16 protein-coding genes are annotated in these 17,829 nt (G+C 57.3%); 7 read left to right on the top strand and 9 right to left on the bottom strand.

Annotated elements, in window-relative coordinates; all coding sequences use genetic code 11:
• Window positions 1-11: 11 nt before the first annotated feature.
• On the bottom strand, window positions 12-911 hold the full coding sequence (locus FVW59_RS11655) for a TIGR03619 family F420-dependent LLM class oxidoreductase (RefSeq protein WP_148064494.1): 900 nt from the start codon (window positions 909-911) through the stop codon (window positions 12-14).
• A gap of 175 nt (window positions 912-1,086) precedes the next feature.
• On the opposite strand from FVW59_RS11655, the gene FVW59_RS11660 reads away from it, so the two are divergent.
• Window positions 1,087-1,557: a nuclear transport factor 2 family protein gene (locus FVW59_RS11660; RefSeq protein WP_187275862.1), complete on the top strand. Its 471-nt coding sequence runs from the start codon at window positions 1,087-1,089 to the stop codon at window positions 1,555-1,557.
• A 69-nt stretch (window positions 1,558-1,626) separates the two neighbouring features.
• Here the strand turns inward: FVW59_RS11660 and FVW59_RS11665 are convergent, their stop codons facing one another.
• The 3 genes from FVW59_RS11665 to FVW59_RS11675 are packed head-to-tail and all read right to left on the bottom strand — an operon-like array spanning window position 1,627 to window position 4,231.
• Entirely contained in the window at window positions 1,627-2,523 is an 897-nt protein-coding gene (locus FVW59_RS11665) for a nuclear transport factor 2 family protein (protein WP_148064496.1), read from the bottom strand.
• Window positions 2,524-2,572: 49 nt separating this feature from the next.
• Complete coding sequence (locus FVW59_RS11670) at window positions 2,573-3,325, bottom strand: SDR family NAD(P)-dependent oxidoreductase (RefSeq protein ID WP_148064497.1); 753 nt, start codon at window positions 3,323-3,325, stop codon at window positions 2,573-2,575.
• Between the two features lie 30 nt (window positions 3,326-3,355).
• On the bottom strand, window positions 3,356-4,231 hold the full coding sequence (locus FVW59_RS11675; protein ID WP_148064498.1) for an SDR family NAD(P)-dependent oxidoreductase: 876 nt from the start codon (window positions 4,229-4,231) through the stop codon (window positions 3,356-3,358).
• Window positions 4,232-4,322: 91 nt separating this feature from the next.
• Here FVW59_RS11675 and FVW59_RS11680 point away from each other — a divergent pair, with 91 nt between their 5' ends.
• From FVW59_RS11680 to FVW59_RS11690, 3 genes are read left to right on the top strand one after another with little or no spacing between them, the layout of a single operon-like run.
• Entirely contained in the window at window positions 4,323-6,449 is a 2,127-nt protein-coding gene (locus FVW59_RS11680) for an FAD-dependent oxidoreductase (protein WP_148064499.1), read from the top strand.
• A gap of 19 nt (window positions 6,450-6,468) precedes the next feature.
• The gene (locus FVW59_RS11685; protein ID WP_148064500.1) at window positions 6,469-7,254 is read left to right on the top strand and encodes an SDR family oxidoreductase; all 786 of its coding nucleotides are present in this window, start codon (window positions 6,469-6,471) and stop codon (window positions 7,252-7,254) included.
• 30 nt (window positions 7,255-7,284) lie between these two features.
• Window positions 7,285-8,199: a helix-turn-helix domain-containing protein gene (locus tag FVW59_RS11690; RefSeq protein WP_281290175.1), complete on the top strand. Its 915-nt coding sequence runs from the start codon at window positions 7,285-7,287 to the stop codon at window positions 8,197-8,199.
• Between the two features lie 100 nt (window positions 8,200-8,299).
• Here the strand turns inward: FVW59_RS11690 and FVW59_RS11695 are convergent, their stop codons facing one another.
• Window positions 8,300-9,304 carry a glutathione S-transferase family protein gene (locus FVW59_RS11695; protein WP_148064502.1) on the bottom strand — a complete coding sequence of 335 codons (1,005 nt, stop codon included), beginning with the start codon at window positions 9,302-9,304 and terminating at the stop codon, window positions 8,300-8,302.
• A gap of 26 nt (window positions 9,305-9,330) precedes the next feature.
• Window positions 9,331-9,921, bottom strand: a complete 591-nt coding sequence (locus FVW59_RS11700) for an FMN-dependent NADH-azoreductase (RefSeq protein WP_148064503.1) — start codon at window positions 9,919-9,921, stop codon at window positions 9,331-9,333.
• Window positions 9,922-10,047: 126 nt separating this feature from the next.
• On the opposite strand from FVW59_RS11700, the gene FVW59_RS11705 reads away from it, so the two are divergent.
• The 3 genes from FVW59_RS11705 to FVW59_RS11715 are packed head-to-tail and all read left to right on the top strand — an operon-like array spanning window position 10,048 to window position 13,074.
• A complete protein-coding gene (locus tag FVW59_RS11705; protein WP_148064504.1) occupies window positions 10,048-10,926 on the top strand; it encodes a LysR family transcriptional regulator in 879 nt (292 codons plus the stop codon).
• A gap of 50 nt (window positions 10,927-10,976) precedes the next feature.
• A complete protein-coding gene (locus FVW59_RS11710; protein WP_148064505.1) occupies window positions 10,977-12,323 on the top strand; it encodes an NfeD family protein in 1,347 nt (448 codons plus the stop codon).
• A gap of 4 nt (window positions 12,324-12,327) precedes the next feature.
• Complete coding sequence (locus FVW59_RS11715; RefSeq protein WP_148064506.1) at window positions 12,328-13,074, top strand: slipin family protein; 747 nt, start codon at window positions 12,328-12,330, stop codon at window positions 13,072-13,074.
• A gap of 92 nt (window positions 13,075-13,166) precedes the next feature.
• Here FVW59_RS11715 and FVW59_RS11720 read toward each other — a convergent pair whose 3' ends face one another.
• From FVW59_RS11720 to FVW59_RS11730, 3 genes are read right to left on the bottom strand one after another with little or no spacing between them, the layout of a single operon-like run.
• Window positions 13,167-14,420, bottom strand: coding sequence for a sensor histidine kinase (locus FVW59_RS11720; RefSeq protein WP_222711486.1), 1,254 nt, complete (start codon window positions 14,418-14,420; stop codon window positions 13,167-13,169).
• Window positions 14,420-15,124 carry a response regulator transcription factor gene (locus FVW59_RS11725; RefSeq protein ID WP_148064507.1) on the bottom strand — a complete coding sequence of 235 codons (705 nt, stop codon included), beginning with the start codon at window positions 15,122-15,124 and terminating at the stop codon, window positions 14,420-14,422. Before FVW59_RS11725 ends, FVW59_RS11720 begins: the two co-directional genes overlap by 1 nt.
• A 13-nt stretch (window positions 15,125-15,137) precedes the next feature.
• A complete protein-coding gene (locus FVW59_RS11730; RefSeq protein ID WP_148064508.1) occupies window positions 15,138-17,522 on the bottom strand; it encodes a TonB-dependent receptor in 2,385 nt (794 codons plus the stop codon).
• Between the last annotated feature and the right edge of the window lie 307 nt (window positions 17,523-17,829).

Raw genomic sequence — 17,829 nt, forward strand, 5'->3', positions numbered from 1 at the left:
TGCTGTTCCTTTTACTTTCCCGCAGGCGTCGCTTCAACCTGGACTTTGCTGATGACTTCATCAGCAAATCGCTTGATGCTGTCGATAGCAACCTGCAATGGCGGCGTCATTGAGTGTCCGTGTAGCACCCATGGCATGGTTGTTGCCACCGTCACGCCCATATCAGCCATCGCCTTGAAGCCTGCAGGCTCATAGGCATCGGTGCATCCAAACGCCATGATGCGATAGTCCGCCCGATCAGCCGTCCCCGCCTTCGCTCGATGTTCATCGAGGTTCTCGATCAGTCCCTGTAACTCGGACAATGAGTGAAGATCCGCAATCCAGCCATCATTGTGTGCGGCACGACGCAGGGCTGGCGCTGAGAATCCGCCGACATAAATCGGGATCTGGCGCCGTGGCGGTGGTACCTGACGCATGGCGTCGAGGGTGTAGTGCTCGCCCTCATAGCTGACCTGTTCCCCACTCCACAGCAAACGAAGAATGTCGATCATTTCATCAGCACGCTTTCCCCGCGCCGCAAAGGGTTGCCCCGCGGCGGCGAACTCTTCCGGCATCCAGCCCATACCAATGCCGAGCCCCACCCTCTCGTTGGAAAACAGGTCAGCTGTCGCCAGTATCTTGGCTACCTGAACGGGATTGCGTGTGGGTAAAACAAAGACATTGGTGTAGAACTGGATGACCCTGGTTTGCGCGGCCATCGCCGTGATCGCAACCCAGGGATCCGGGAAGGAATCGAACTCGCCAAATCGTGGTACGCCGTCCGGTGTATACGGATAAGGCACCGAGAATGAACCCGGATAGATCAGGTGATCAGCGAGCGAAACCGCAGAAAAGCCGTTTTCCTCAGCAGCTTGAGCCAGGGGCACATAGTTTTCCAGCGGGTGGAAGGCAATCGACAGGCCAAACTCCATGGTATTGATTCTCCGGAACAGTTCAGTAGGCCGACAGTCTCCCACTGCTCTGCCCCTGGTGCCTCATTTGCTCGAATGAAGATTGCCCTCAGTCGCCTCATCCATCGGAATGAAGCTGGACCCGACTGTCACGCCTTACAATTCTCTCAATCCACAATATCAGCAGGAGTCTGCAATGAATCCCCCAACCGGGCTTGAATACCTTTTGGAACTCGAATCGATAAAATCCCTCAAGCACCGCTATATCCGCTGCATGACTTTAAGCCTTTGGGACGAGCTGGAATCACTACTGACCGAGGATGCCTACAGCGCATACTCGGATGGAAAGTATGTTTTTGAAGGTCGAGCGGCATTGATGGACTTCCTGCGCAATCAGCATGGCGGGGAGGTCCCCACCTCGCTCGGCTACTGGCAGGTCGGGATGCCGGAAATCACTCTGGACTCACACTCTTCGGCGCGCGGACTATGGGGCATGTATCACTACTATCTGGACAAACAAAACGATCAACAACTGGAAATGTTCTGCTACTACGAGGATGAGTACCGCAAAGAAGATGGAACCTGGCGTATCAGCCGCACCGGCTATCAACGCGTTATGGAGCAGAGCCTGGAGCGCAATGGATCTTTCACACTGAACGTCGGTTAAACATTATACGGCCCGCGCTTGTGCGCGGGCCGAAAAAACGGGCAGGAAGGTGGCTCAACGCCAACCGGGCTAAGCGCGACCACCAGGAGGATGAAAGTTAAGCGGACCGACATGGGCGCGCAGCGACTGAATTTTTCCAAACGCATCAAACACCATAGTATCCATGGTTTCCACTCGGGTTTGGCCCTCATCAGTGTCGAAGGTAACAATCATCGCGCAGGCCGCTTCATTCCCAACCACTCGCACCGAGCCTTCGGGCTGCATGCGCATTGTGCCACCCGTTGCATCAATGCCCGCCTCATAAAACTGGCGGATAGATGCGTATCCAACCAAAGGCTGCGACCCTACCGGATCTTCAAGGCTGGCCCCATCGGCAAACAGGGCGACAATGCCGTCGACATCCCGGCTGGATAACAACTCTGCATAACGCAGCATGGTATCGCGCATCTGCTCGTGCGCTGGGCTTGCAAGGTCTGGCGAAGCTGGCCGCCTATACAGCTCTTCGGCTCTCTCCTTCAGTGCGATGGCCACATCGTCAAAAGCCCGCTTGACCCATACCCCGGTGAGATTCATAACATGCACAGCCGAATCCCCGAAGAAGGTATCTGTGCTGAAATAACGGCAGCGATTCTCCCCGGCGGCCTCCAGTACCTGGTCACGGCGAGCCTGATAGGGCCACCCTTGGGCTGCCTGCATTTCCCAGGACAGTAGTTTCTCCGGCTCAAAAGCACAGAGATATTCAACCACATGCTCCAGCCGACCGGGGGTGGTATAGCTAACGAGCGTCATCGCCACTGGATCGCCCATTTTCAATGTGGAGTCGATACGGACGCAATGAGGATTCCAGGCGTTATAGTTGTCTGTATCGGTGAGAACATGCCAGACCAGTGACGCCGGGGCATCGATCTCGACAGCTACTGAACGAACCTGATATCCGTTGTCCGCACACGGTGTCGATGAGCTCATAACTTTCCTTTTCTGAACTGACTGGTCTGCATCGCGACCACTACTTCTGTCACAGGTTCAACTGGCCCCCGTCGACTTCAAAGGCCACGCCGGTGATAAAGCGCGCCTCATCTGACGCCAGAAACAGAATCATCGCGGTAATATCGCTGACCTCGGCCTCACCGAAACCCGGCAATGAGCGCATACGGTCGATCAGGTCCATCTCCGCGTTGTCTGGGAAGGTGTAGTTGTCATAGATGGGGGTCTTTACCCCGCCCGGACAAATCGCATTGGAACGCACTCCCCTGCTGGCAAACTCGGCGGCAACGGCCTTTGAAAAGCCAATAACACCCGCTTTCGAAGCACAGTAGCAGGTGCCGTAAGGCTGCCCCTGCTTGCCTGATGCCGACGACATATTCACGACGTTGCCACGACTCTCCACAAGCGCAGGAATAGCAGCCTGAGTGATGTGAAACAGACTGTTCAAGTTGATGTCGATCATCCTGTGCCAGTCTTCTGGCGGCATATCCTCAAGGCGCCATCCGCCGGCGATGCCGGCAATGTTGCACAACACATCTAGTTTGCCAAAATGCTCAACGGCGCTTCTTACCATCCCGATGCAGGAGTCTCGGTCTATCGCATCGAACTCGAGACAGTGTGTGCGATCGCCGCCCAGCTCCTGCGCGACTGACTGAACACCTTCAAGGTTCCGGTCAGCCAACACGACACTGGCGCCCTCGCTATGAAAGCGTTCCGCGGTTGCCCGCCCGATACCTGACGCTGCACCGGTAACAAGTACTACCTGCCCGCCGAAATCGTACATTGAATACTCCTGTAAATCAGATGAGTGCCTTCAGGCATCTGTAATTGAATAGCCGCCGTCCACTACCAGCGTGTGGCCGTTGACAAAACTTGCCTCTGCACTGGCCAGGAACAACACTGCCGACCCAATCTCGGCAGGTTCGCCCCAGCGTCGCTGCGGAGTCCGCTGACATACGGCTTCGTGGATATCCGGATCTTCCGCAAACTGGTGCGTCATTTTGGTTGGGATGGACCCGGGCAGGACAGCGTTGCAGCGCAAGCCGGATGCGCCGTGCTGCGCCGCAAGCGTTTTTGTCAGTTGAACGACACCGGCCTTGGCTGCCCCGTAGCCCGGAAACCAGGGGCTGGCAAAGAGCGACATCTCCGAGGCGATATTCACAATACTTGCACCAGGTGGCAACTGCGAAGCCTGTAGCTGGGGCAACAAGCCCTGACACAACTGCCAAACCGCATTGAGGTTGACCTGAACCGATTCTTCGAAAGAGTAAGGCGTCTCGGTACCGCCGGTGCCACCTGCGTTGTTCACCAGCACATCCAGATCATCAATGGATGAGCAAAATGCTGTTATCTGTTCGCGGTCAGTCAAGACCAGCTGGCGATACTCAAATGGACTCAAATCCTGTTCGGGATAGCGTTCGGCATCCTCTCGTGTCCCGGTAATGGTGACCCTTGCGCCAGATTTGGCGAATAGCGTCGCAGTGGCCAGGCCGATACCGGCTGTGCCGCCCGTTACGAGCACATGTACGCCATTGAAATCGTAGGCGGCTTTTCCTGCCTGGGGAGGAGAGCTACTCATGCGTTGCATCCTGACTAGGTTTTTATCTGTGTAGAGAAGAATATCGCCGTGCACCGGACATAAGGTCATTCGATCGGATGAATCACAACACTCGCGGAGTTTTTCATTCATTCAGGTGATCAGGTATGCCCAGCCGACCCTATATGCTGGCCCACGTGAATGCCCACCCACCGACTCCAATAACGATTTCAGGGATTCTCCTATGAGCTCCGCACTACCCCATCTGATGGCGCCAGGCCGCATCGGTGCCCTCACACTGAGGAACCGCATCATCATGTCGCCCATGGGGTCCAATATGGCGGAACCCGATGGCTTCTGCGGGGAGCGTATTCAGCAGTACTACGAGCGGCGCGCCGCCGGCGGCGCCGCCATGGTGATTATGGGATCGGTCGGGATTTCCTGGCCGCTGGGTTCTCCCAACTGGCGACAAGTCGCTATTTCAGATGACAAATACAACGATGGATTGAAAGCGCTGGTAGCGGGGGTGCATCGTCACGGCGCACTGGCCGCCGTACAGCTTCACCACGGCGGACTGGAGTCCATCAACGACAGTCAGGCAGGCAGGCCATTGCTGTGCCCGAGTGAGCCGGAGCACGCTGAGGAATCCCTGACCCCCTATCTCTCGCCAGATGAGATTGCCACGCTCTCAGAACCGTACACAGCAGAGACCTGTAAGGTTCACTACAAGATCGCCGATACAGATGATATCGCCTGGGTCATTGAACAGTTTGTCGGTGCCGCTGAACGGGCTAAGCGTTGCGGCTTTGACGCTGTCGAAATCCATGCGGGTCACGGCTACCTGATATCCAGCTTTCTCAGCCCCTCAGTCAACAAACGCCACGACAACTATGGCGGCAGTATTGAAAATCGCTCCCGCCTCCTGGTCGAAGTTATCACTGCGATCAAATCCAGGGTGGGCAAGGAATTCCCGGTGTGGTTCCGTATGGATTCACATCAGTTTGCCACTGGCGGCATCACCAATGAAGATGCCTGCGTGACCGCGCGCCTGGCGGTCGCTGCCGGCGCGGACGCAGTACATTGCAGCGCCGATGGCGACCACAGTACCGGAACCTGCTATACCGAGGGCCATTCCACCCACGTACCGGCAGGGTTCTCCCGCTTCGCCGCTGCAGTGAAGTCCTGCGTCGACGTACCCGTCATCATGCCTGGCCGCGTAGAGCCAGAAGTTGGCGACCGTCTGATCAAAGAGCAGAAAATCGACTTTGTGACCATGGCCCGGAAGTTGCTGGCCGACCCGGATCTTCCCAACAAGATTCAACAGAACCGGCTCAAAGACATCCGCCCCTGCATCTACTGCTACACCTGTATCAGCCAGATATTCCTCCGCCGGCACGTTATCTGTGCGGTCAATGCAGAAACAGGCTTCGAGACCGAACGCAGCATTTCGCCCTCCGAAGTATCCCGCAATGTTGCCGTCATTGGCGGTGGCCCAGCGGGTATGGAAGCAGCACGTGTGGCCGCCCTGCGTGGCCACCGCGTCACCCTGCTTGAAAAATCCTCACGTTTGGGTGGCACCGTCTTTTTCTCGGGAGCTTCCTATCCCCCCAACAGCAAGTTGGTAGCCTATCTACGGGAACAGATGAAAACGCTTTCCGTCGACATCAGGCTGAATACAGAAGCGACGCCTGCCTTACTCGATCATCTGGCGCCAGACAAGGTTGTTGTTGCCAACGGTTGTAGCCGCAAGCTGCCGGATGTTCCCGGCATTGATCTTCCTCACGTCCTCGACGGTGACCAGATTCGCTCGCTCGTCACCGGTGAGGGCCTGGACGCCCTGGAATCGAAGGTTGACCGATTCACCCGTGTTCTGCTCTCGGGAGCGGCGCTGAGCCGGGTCACGTCCAATATGGCGCTGGTGCGTCAACTCAGCAAGATATGGATGCCTCTTGGGAAGCGGATCGTATTCATCGGCGGAGGACTGGTTGCTGTCGAACTCGCCGAATTCCTGGCAGCGCGTGGGCGCGAAGTTACTCTGCTCGAGGAAGGCAGTACCTTTGGCAGAGAGCTGATGCTGGTTCGGCGCTGGCGCAACATGGCCGATATCGAAAAGCTCGGCGTGCAGTGTATACCGCGTGCGACCGTCCGGCGTGTAAGCGCCGGTACCGTGACATACGTCAACGATGGCGGCCAGGAACGCACCATTGGCGCGGATCACGTGATCTTGACGACCGGAACCATCGAAAATCCCACGCTGGCCGATGCACTGGAGAATCACGGATTCGACGTGTTGACCGCTGGTGATTGCAATGGGGTGACCTACATAGAAGGCGCGATGCGCGAAGGCTACCTCGCGGGACAATCCGTTTAATAGAATGGAGACAGGCAATATGTTACTGAAAGATAAAGTTGTAATCGTGTCAGGCATCGGACCTGGCCTGGGTCAACACCTGGCGATTCACTGTGCCAATGAAGGCGCCGCCGTAGTGCTCGCGGCGAGAACACCCGACAAGCTGGACGCAGCCGAAGCGGCGATAAACGCATTGGGCCTGAATACTGAAGTATTGAAAGTGCCAACGGATATTTCCGATCCAGATGCCTGCACTGCATTGGTCAATGCCGCAACCGAGCGCTTCGGCGGTGTCGACGTGCTCCTGAATAGCGCCTATACCGGCGGCAAGATGGAGCCGGTAGAAGACGCCGATCTTACCGATTGGCGCAAAACAATGGATACCAATTTCTTCGGTTCGATGCAGCTCTCCCTGGCAGCCGTGCCCAGCATGAAGAAGCGTGGTGGTGGCGCTATTGTCATGGTCAATACCATGGTGGTACGAAAGGCGATGGCCTACAACGCCGGTTATGGGGCCTCAAAGGGCGCATTGAAGACGGCCACAGCCCACCTCGCGCTGGAGCTGGGCCAATACGGCATCCGCGTCAATTCCGCCTTTATGGGCTGGATGTGGGGGCCAAACGTGGAAGGCTATGTACGACAGGCTGCGGCTGAACAAGGGATCAGCGAGCAGCAGATCATTGACGGTATTGCCGAGCACATCGCGCTCAAGCGAATTCCGACCGATGCCAACTGCGGCAAGGCTGTGATTATGCTGGCTTCCGACTACGCCTCGGAAGTCACCGGCGCCTGCCTGGATGTCAACGGCGGTGACTTTATTCCCTGATTGTGCTGTAGCCCTGTAGAGCGCACAAGCGTGACACTTTATTCACCACCGACGGCGCGGGCCCTGTCGATACTGGATTTGCTGATGGCAAACCCCTATCGCCCCTTTGGACTGACGGAAATTACTCGCCGTCTCAACCTCAATAAGGCTACATGCCACGCCATTCTGATTACCATGACACAGTATGGCTTCCTGGTGCAGCACCCCAGGAACAAGTCTTATCGACTCGGCCCATCGATCGTCGCTGCGGCAAATTCGGCGTTGGCCCGCTTCCCCTTACTCGAGTACGCGCGACTGGAGTTCGAAAAGCTCTCGAATGAGCTCGAGTGTGGAATGGCAGTCACAGCCATTTCCAACCGGCAGCAAGTTCTGCTTGCACTCTATGGCAACACCTCCAGTATTTCGGAAGCGTTTCAACTCGGGCTACGTCTGCCCAATACCGCCCCGATCGCCGCCTGCTTTGCGGCATTTGCTCCCGCCCGCGAAATGGAAGCCTGGATCGAGCGGGCACATTCCGGGATTGGCGAATTCAGCGACAAACTGGATAAGGCGCTGCGCGTCTCCTTGATCCACATACGTTCAAGAGGGTTTGAAGTCACCTTGCGAACAGATGCAGAACAGAATCTGATCGAGCGCCTGTCAGTATCCCAGGAGCACTGGGGGCTGAATGAGTTGGACGAACACTGCCAACTGTACCAACAACAGCTCTGCCAGGAGCACTACATCCTCGACGAGTACCGACGGGACAAGCGCTATCTGGTCAATACCCTCTCCGTACCCATTTTCCTCTATGATGAATCGCCAGCGATGTGTCTTGTTGCTGGCTCACTGCGACAATCGCTTTCCGGTGCTGATATAACGCATATGAGTGACCGAATGCGAGTGACTGCCGAGAAGGTGCGGTCAATGGCTCTTGCAAAAGCCGAACGCCACCGCGCTCCTTGAGGGAGCATCCGATTTCGCACAGAGTGCATTAGTGCGAAAATCCGACTGCAGATGTAGTTCGATTAGACACCCTGCCTAACCGACATTTTCCGAATCGAATTCACGCCCCACACACTTCTCGCGCCCCAAACTTTTCCCGTCCATGAGGCGAACCCCAGTCCAGCCGCGGGCCAACGGAAATGATCCCGTGAGGATTCACCGTTGGGTGGCTGCGGAAGTAGTGATGCCGAATATGTGCCATATCCACGGTTTGCGCCACGCCCGGCAGCTGGTACAGGTCCTTGAGGAAGCCCAGCAGGTTCGGGTAGTCAGCAATACGTTTGCGGTCACATTTGAAATGCGTGACATACACCGGGTCAAAGCGAACCAGGGTCGTCCACAGACGGATGTCCGCCTCGGTCAGGGTATTACCCACCAGATAGCGCTGCCGACCCAGTCGTTCTTCCAGTTCGTCCAGTGCCGCAAACAGGCCGCTTACCGCTTCATCGTAGGCCTCCTGGCTGCTGGCAAAGCCGGCCTTGTACACGCCGTTGTTAACGCTGTCGTAGACACGCTCATTCACCGCATCTATCTCTGCGCGCAGGGACTCCGGGTAGTAGTCGCCCGGCGTGGCATCCAGCCCGTCAAATCCGGTATTGAGCATGCGGATGATGTCCGCCGACTCGTTGCTGACAATGGTTTCTCGCTGGGTGTCCCACAGCACCGGAACAGTAACCCTGCCGCTGTAGTGGGAGTCCGCCCTCAGGTAAAGCTCGTAGAGCTTGTCGAAACCGTACAGCGAGTCGCCCGTCGCGGCCTCAAAGTCATCGCGCAGCTCCCAACCGTTTTCCAGCATCAACGGGTGCACCACGGAAACGCCGATATGCGCCTGCAGCCCCTTCAGGGCGCGCATGACAAGCGCCCGGTGGGCCCACGGGCAGGCGTAGGATACGTACAGATGATAGCGCCCGCTGGCAGCGGCAAAGCCACCCTCCCCGCTCGGGCCGGCACTGCCGTCCGCGGTGACCCAGTTGCGGAACTGGCTCTCCGAACGCTTGAAGCGGCCACCGGTGCTACTGGTGTCATACCACTTGTCCTGCCAATTGCCATCTACCAACAGTCCCATCATTGACCTCCTTGCTGTAGTTCCGTTTAGCTCGCCCGCAGTAATGCTTCGGCTTCGCGCATCGCTTTTTCTTTCACTTCACTCATATTCAGGCCCTCGGCGTAGACAAAGTCCAGGCTGGTAATACCGATGAAGGCGAAGAACATCCTGATGTACGGAGTCACGGTGTCGTTCCCGGTGCCGGCATAGAGCCCGCCGCGGGCCGCCAGTACGGTGACGGGCTTGTCTTCGACCAGGCCCTCGGGGCCATTTTCCGTGTAGCGGAAGGTAATACCCGCCCGCGCGACGTGATCGATCCAGCTCTTGAGCTGGCTGGGAATGCCGAAGTTGTACATCGGTAGGCCCAGCACGATCCGATCGGCTGTTTTCAGCTCGTCAATCAGGGCCATGGAGAAGTCGTCAATCTGCTGTTGCCCGGCACTGCGCTCTTCGGCCGCGGTAAAGAAGGCGCCAACCCGTTCGCTGTCCAGGTGGGGGATGGGCTCCGCCGCGAGATCGCGAACCACCACAGTGGCCTCCGGGTACTGAGACTTGAGCTGCTCCAACCGGGTGTTCACCAGGGATGAAGAGTTGCCGTTGTCGCCGAAAACGCTGCTTTTTATAACCAGGATGTTCATATGTCCAACTCCATTGGGTGTGCTTTGGACGGTGTTTCCGTCCGTGTTGACGATGGAGCTATTGTGCTTTCAGTAAATGCGATATAAAACGGGCATAAATTGCGCATTTAAATCAGGTTTTTAGATATGTTGGCCAAAGTCAGTCTGGATCAGTGGCAGGCCCTGATAGCCGTAGTCGACGCCGGCGGCTACGCCAATGCCGCGGAGACATTGAAAAAAAGCCAGTCCGCCATCAGCTACGCGGTGCAGAAAATCGAGACCGAACTCGGGGTGCGGGCCTTCACTATGGCCGGGCGCAAGGCGCAGCTAACTGAAACGGGCCAGATGCTCTATCGCCAGGCAAAAGTGCTGGTGGAGGAAGCGGCGCGCATCGAGAGCACAGCCATCCAGCTCAGCCAGGGCTGGGAACCGCTGGTACGCGTGGCCGCCGATGCCCTGTTCCCCCAGCACCACATGCTGACGGCCCTCGACGCCTTTGCCCGGCACAGCCCCCTGACCCGGGTCGAGTACGCAGAAACCGTGCTTTCCGGTACCGACGAAGCCCTGTTGCGCAAGGAAGCGGATGTGGTGATCAACGGGCGGGTGCCCCCGGGATTTATCGGCGAGCCCTTGATGCGGGTGCGCTTTCTGGCAGTGGTGGCGGCCGCGCATCCGCTGGCCAGCGCGGCCAGCCTGAATCACGAGGACCTGCGCCAACACCGCCAGATTGTGATCAGGGACTCCGGCAGCCGGCGCCTCGATGCCGGCTGGCTCGGCGCAGAACAGCGCTGGACGGTATCCCATAGCTCCACGCGCATCGCCGCCATCCGCCGTGGGCTGGGCTTTGCCTGGCTGCCGGAAGCGGAAATTGGCGACGGGCTGGAAACCGGTGAACTGAAGGTGCTGCCCCTCACGGAAGGTGTGGAGCGCTTTGTAGACCTGAACCTGATTTACACGGACGGGCAGTACGCCGGCCAGGCGGCGCGCTTTCTGGGGGAGCGGATTCGCGATGCGGTGGCCACCTAGCCGCCTTCGGTTCCACCCGCCCCTTTTTTTCCCTGGACTATACTGCGCACATGAAAGCTGGTCTGCGGAATCTTCTCTGCTCGGTGCTGTGTGGGCTCTGTCTGCTACCTGTACAGGCCGGCGCGGAAATCTGGCAGGTTGACGTGGAGGGGGCCATCGGCCCGGCGACCGCCGACCATATGATCCGCGCCCTGGCGTCGGCCGAAGACGCCGGAGCATCACTGGTCGTACTGCGCATTGATACCCCCGGGGGCCTGGACAGCGCAATGCGCGATATGGTCAAGGCCGTACTCGCCTCACCCCTGCCGGTGGCCGGCTACGTGGGGCCGGCAGGCGCGCGCGCCGCCAGTGCCGGAACCTACCTACTGTACGCCACTCATGTTGCCGCCATGACCCCGGGGACCAACCTGGGCGCGGCGACCCCGGTGCAAATGGGGCGCCCTTCTGTCCCCAGTATGCCGGACGGAGATAGTGACGAACCCGGCGGCAACCGGGACAACGAGCCCGCCACCGCTATGGAACGCAAGATGGTGAATGACGCGGTAGCCTATATTCGGGGCCTGGCAGAGCTGCGTGGTCGCAACGCCGACTGGGCCGAAACCGCGGTGCGCGAGGGTGCCAGTCTCAGCGCCAATGCCGCCCTGGAGGCAGGCGTTATTGACTTGCTCGCCCCCTCCCTTGATGCACTGCTTGCATCACTCGACGGCCGCGAGGTGACGGTCGGGGAACGCCAGCTGACCCTGCAAACAAAAGACCAGAGTATCCATCACCAACCGCTGGACTGGCGCAGTGAGTTTCTGGCGGTGATTACCAATCCCAACATTGCCTACCTGCTCATGCTGGCGGGAATCTATGGCCTGCTGATCGAATTCTACAATCCCGGGATAGGGCTCCCAGGCGTGGTCGGCGCAGTCAGTTTGTTGCTGGCGATGTACGCGTTTCAGGTTTTGCCCGTCAGTTACGCCGGGCTGGGCCTGATCCTGCTGGGAATCGCGTTGATGACAGCCGAGGCCTTTGCCCCGAGCTTCGGGGTTCTGGGACTCGGTGGCATCGTCGCTTTCACCGTGGGCTCTATTATGCTGATGGACACTGAGCTACCGGCCTACCAGATTGCCCTGCCGACCATTCTCGCGGTCACTGCTTTCTCCGCTGGACTGCTGATATTCACGCTGGGGATGCTCTTGCGAGGGCGCCGTACAGCGCCGGTATCGGGGGTGGATCACCTGTTGGGACAGTCCGCGGAAGTTGAACGCAGCGAGGCCGATGGAATTTATGTACGCCTGGACGGCGAACTCTGGCGGGCGCGCTGCGACGCTCCGCTCGCCGTGAGCGACCGTACCGTAGTTACCGCTGTTGACGGCCTGACGGTCGATGTCCGCCGGGAAAAAGGAGACTGATACTATGATTTCAATGGAGTATTTCGGTGCAGTGCTGCTGTTTCTGGTGTTCGCACTCCTGCTGTCGACCTTCCGTGTATTGCGGGAGTACGAGCGCGGGGTGATCTTCACGCTCGGCCGGTTTTACAAGGTCAAGGGGCCGGGCCTGATTATCGTGATCCCCATCCTGCAGCAAATGGTGCGTGTTGACCTGCGCACCCTGGTAATGGACGTTCCGACCCAGGATGTGATTTCCCGCGACAACGTCTCGGTGCAAGTGAACGCGGTGCTTTACTTTCGCGTGATCGATCCCGAGCGAGCCATTATCCAGGTAGAGAATTATCTGGAAGCCACCAGCCAGCTATCCCAAACTACCCTGCGCTCGGTGCTCGGCCAGCACGACCTGGACGATATGCTCGCGGAACGGGATCAGCTCAATAACGATATTCAGCACATCCTCGACAAACAGACCGAGGCCTGGGGTATCAAGGTCGCCAATGTCGAGATCAAACATGTGGACCTCAACGAGTCCATGGTACGTGCCATCGCCAAGCAGGCGGAGGCAGAGCGCGAACGGAGGGCCAAGGTGATTCACGCGATGGGAGAGGCGGAAGCCGCGGAGAAGCTCGCCGAAGCGGCCAAGGTGCTCGCCACCGAGGACTCTGCCATCCAGCTGCGCTACCTGCAGACACTGGTGGAGATCGCCGGCGACAAGAGTTCGACCATCGTCTTCCCCCTGCCCATCGACCTGATGGACAAGCTGCGCTCCTGAGGCGGCAGCCACCCGGGCAGCGATCCCGAGAGTGTACGGGCACAGAGTGTCGTGGAGCCGTACCGCGTTTACAGTGGTTGTTGACTCAGTCGTCACCACGAAAGACGGGCGACGACACGAGCCTCATCAGCCTGCAGCGAAAACGACCAGCCATTGCGCTCACACAACCGTTGAACGATACCCAGACCCAGACCATACCCGATGGGCGACGACGCCTCGGCCGGCGTGTACCGCTCATCAGTGCCATTGCACGCCTGATTGGTAACGAATAGCTCGCGCTCATTGATACGAATGGTGATTGGGCCCTGCCCGTCGAGCGTGTGCTCGAATGCGTTTCGCACCAGGTTATTGACCGCGATAGAAAATGCCTGGGGGTGTCCGCAGACTTTGGGGTTAGGTAGATCATCAATTTCAACATCGATTAAATCGATGACAACATCGACGCACTTGCCGTTCAACAGGTAGCGCTGCTGATCTATCGCCCTGCTTACCAGCGGCATCACTAAAAACTGCTCGTCATACAACCCGTCGTCGGTTTCGCGAGCGAGGCACAGGAACATTTCAATCGTGGTTTTCATGTCGAGCGTTGCACGCCGAACTCGATCTACCGCTTTCACATCGGCCGCTGAAAGGTCACTTTGTTCCAGCAGCTCAATCGCTCCCGTTATCACCGTAATCGGCGTGCGCAACTCATGACTGGCTGAACTGGTGAAGTATCGCTCCCTCTCAACAAATGCGCTGATACGTTCAAGCGTCTTTTCAATGGTCCAGGCGAGCGCGCCAACCTCATCATCGCCGTACCGGCTGGACTGTATGGATTTATGATCCTCTGCGGATAGATGTTCTACGTCGATGTCCGCAACCACTTTGGCGAGTTGCGCGACAGGGGCGACAGCTCTACGCATCACAATAACGCCCAGACCGAAACCAAGAACACCGAGCGTACCCACGACACCAGTGATCACGAGGAGCCACCACCAATCCTCTGCCGACGCAGCTTCAATCCCGGCAACGTCGAAAACCACATATGCGTGTCGCTGCTCATCTCCGGCTGGTACTACCGCGACATGTAACTCTTCGGCCTTGAACTCATATATTCCCTCATCGGGGTTTGTCTGCGCCCATTCCCTGAGTGACTCCGGCAAGCTATCAATCTCTTCGTATCCACGAAGGTTCATCATCAGAGAGGGATAGTTTTCCGCGGCGCGCTGCAGCTGGTGCACCAGCACACGATCTTCGCTCAACCTGATCGCAGCGAAGAAAGCGAACCCCCATGCCACGCTGAGCACAGCGACACAGATCGCAAATGCGATGGCGACACGCGTGCGCAAACTGCGCCGGTACACTACGGAGGATCCTCCGTAATCCGATACCCGATGCGATGCACCGTATGAATCAGAGGGCTATCAAATGGCCTGTCGATAGCCTGCCGCAGCTTGTACAAGTGCGAGCGAAGCGCGTCTCCATCGGGAGGCTCGTCAGCCCACAATAACGTTTCGAGGTCCTCGCGAGCCACAACAGACGGCGCCTCCTCCATCAATCGTTGAAGTAGCTTCATACCAGCGGGGCTGAGATCGACGCGTCGCCCGGCACGATGTACTTGCAGCGTTGACCTGTTCAGAGTCAGATCACCAACGATCAGCAGGTTGGCGGCTTTTCGGTGACTACGTTTGTACAGTGCCTGCAGTCGCGCATGCAGCTCTTGCAACGCGAATGGCTTGACCAGGTAGTCATCCGCTCCCGCCTTGAACCCCTCAAGCTTATCATCAAGCGTGTCTCTCGCCGTTAGCATAAGCACAGGTGTTTGTACGTCACTATCAGCTCGCAGCTTGTGGCAGAAGCTCAGGCCATCCATCCCCGGCAGCATCAGGTCCAGAACGATTACGTCGTAGGTATTCGATAACGCCAGCTGCATCGCGTTGATACCGTCATAGGCAAAATCGAGAATATAGCTTTGCTTTTCCAGATAGGCAGCAATGTTCCCGCAGATGTCGCGGTTGTCTTCGACAATCAACGCTCGAATCGGCGCCACATCCAGCGCGTTTGCCATCTTCCGCTCCACCCTACCAGGCGTAATCCAGTCGCAGGCCAATGAGCGGCTCGGCTTCACTTTCGTCCTCCACGTCAACGCCCCGGCGGTAGTCGAACTCGGTGTCATCGCTCGACGACGCTGCCGTTACGTTGATGACATCGAGAAAGGCGGTTACGTCTACAGGTCCAAAGGCACGCCGATAGTCAACGCGAAGGTTCAGAAAACCGTAACCGTCTCTGCGGCCAACATTGCGCTCCGTGATCTCCTTCGAGTAGCGCAGGGGTTGCCCGGCTCCCAGGACGTCGGCGTGAATAATAAAGTCGTCTTCTGGCCTGCCGGAAAGATACTTGTAGCGCCCGGCAACTTTCCAGCGATCGCTGATTTCCCAGGTCAAACCGAGGGTAGCGACATGCTCGCGATTGAAATCGGCAGCCACTTCACCGCGACCATCCTTGCGGTCGATCACCACGTCGTTATAAGAGTAAGTTGCCGTCGTGTAGATACCTTCCCGAATCGTACCGTTGACCACGAAATCAACACCGTAGGATGTACCGTCACCAATGTTTGCAGACGTTCCGCTGACGCGATCAAGGTCAACCACCAGGTTATCGAGGTCTTGATAGTAGGCCTCAGTCAACAACGACCAGTTGTTGTTCAGGAAATATTCAAAACCGACACTGGTATGGGTAATTTCTTCGGTCTCCAGGTTGTTCGATGCATTGGCCGCAAGGTCCAGATACCGTGGCGACTGGTGAAAAAGCCCCGCCGTCGCAAAGTACCTGACCGTATTACCAGGCCGCCAATTGATGCTGAACCTTGGCGACGCGAAACTCTGGTCTGCAAAGCCGTCCCGGTCAAACCGCACGCCGGTGCGAACATCCCAATCGCCGAGCTCAAAAACCTGGTCTATGTAACCTGCGTAGCTCGTTTCTTTCTGATTGAGTGAAGAGTCGGTGCTGTCGGGTGTCAGCACAATATAAAGTTGATCGGGATCTGGTCTGAAGTCATCTTCGTCGTAAACAAACCGGTTCCAATCGCCGTCCAGGATCGTGTTGTAGTCCAGCTCAATTTGCGTTGCCTGGATGCCTGCACTGAATAATCCCAGCTGATTCACCATCTCGAAGTCGCTTCGCCAGCCGAACTCTGTCTCATCTTCACCAACGGTAATAATGTCTTCCCGCACTGGATAACTGGAGGGAGGCGAACCTTCAGGTACGAGATCGGGAAAAGATTCACCTTCTGAGCTGGTCTTGTCGCTGGCGCGGTAGTAAACCCTGTTGATCCAGACTGCTTTTTCTCCTATCAGTGATCGCAGAGTCAGGCCGTACAGGTCGCTGTCCTGTTCGGAATCCAGAAGTGCCACATCTTCGAAATCGGGCGACTCAGCAACGTTCTTTACGCCACGAGTATAGTCTTCGTGGGAGTCAATCAGTAGAACTTCAAAGGTATGTTTCCTGTTTATGGGTATGACCGACTTTACGATGATGTCCCTCAGTACTGGCTCGCCAATGTCCAGTTCATCGATGGTTTCGAAGAACGAGCCGAAATCCAGCCGCCTGGCAGACACCAGTAAAGTAGCGTCTTCAGTTATGCCAATAGGGCCGTCGTAGCCAACTTCATAGCCAGCAAGATCGAAGCGCAGGCTTGCCGAAGGGCTTGGGTTGCCGTCGGCGACTTCCAGTTTCAGAAGTGATGCAGCCCGGCCGCCATAGGCCGGCCCCCACCCGCCGGGCGAGAACTCTGCGCCACTGACAACGTTCGGTGCAAAAATCGAGAAGCGGCCGCCGCCACCGACATCTTCGTCCTCACCCAGTGTCGCATCAAAGTGCACCGCTTTATCAAAGGGGAAGTCATCAACGAACAGCAAATTGTCTCTCGGGCCGCGGCCGCGTACGCTAAAGTTCGCGAATTCATTGGTGGACGCCAGTCCAGGTAGACCATCCAGCGAAAGGAGCGGATCTGCGCCACCGCCTACCGCGCTCCGTAACGCCTCCCTATCGCGATAACTACTGTTGACGGAAGTCAATACATCGGCTTGTTGCCCATAAACCAGCACTTCCTCCACCGCTTGCTCTCTCAGCTGGAATTCAGTCTTGATATCTTTGCGCGTCACCACACGCAGGCTTGGCTCATACAGGGGAGCAAACCCGCTTTTTCCAACTTGTACTGAGTAGAGACCGGGATCGAGCTGTTCAATAACAATGCGGCCCTGTGAGTCGGTTTCAACAGATCGCTGTGACCCGGTTTCCCGCTCCTTGAGCACAATTTGCGCGGCGGGGATTGGTCGATCGGTAATCTGATCCTTGACGACAAAAGTCAATGCACCGGGTTCCTCCGCTGCGTGGGTAGCAAGTGGGAAGCCGATCAGGAGCGCCGACAGCGTCGAACCACACACCTGCATGAATTGCCTGGTCATATTTTTACCCTCCGGAGCACAGCCAAAATTATTCGACAACACGCAAGGAGGCTAACAAAGCCAATGTGACTAAAAAGTCGCCGTAATGAAAAGACTGCATTAGCGCAGGAATACCCGCAGCCGGTTCAAGGCGAAGGCAGTACCGGCACCGGCGTGGAAACGCAGGGACTGTCGGGGCTGGGCTCTTCATCATAAACGGGGGACACCGGCATTCATTAAACTGATTTTGCGAAGATCGTTTAATGGAGAGAACACCGATGTCCCACGCAGGAACCATTATAGGCATACCTGGGCTGGAGGTAGTACG

The organism is Parahaliea aestuarii, from assembly GCF_008064635.1.
GTDB lineage: Bacteria > Pseudomonadota > Gammaproteobacteria > Pseudomonadales > Halieaceae > Parahaliea > Parahaliea aestuarii.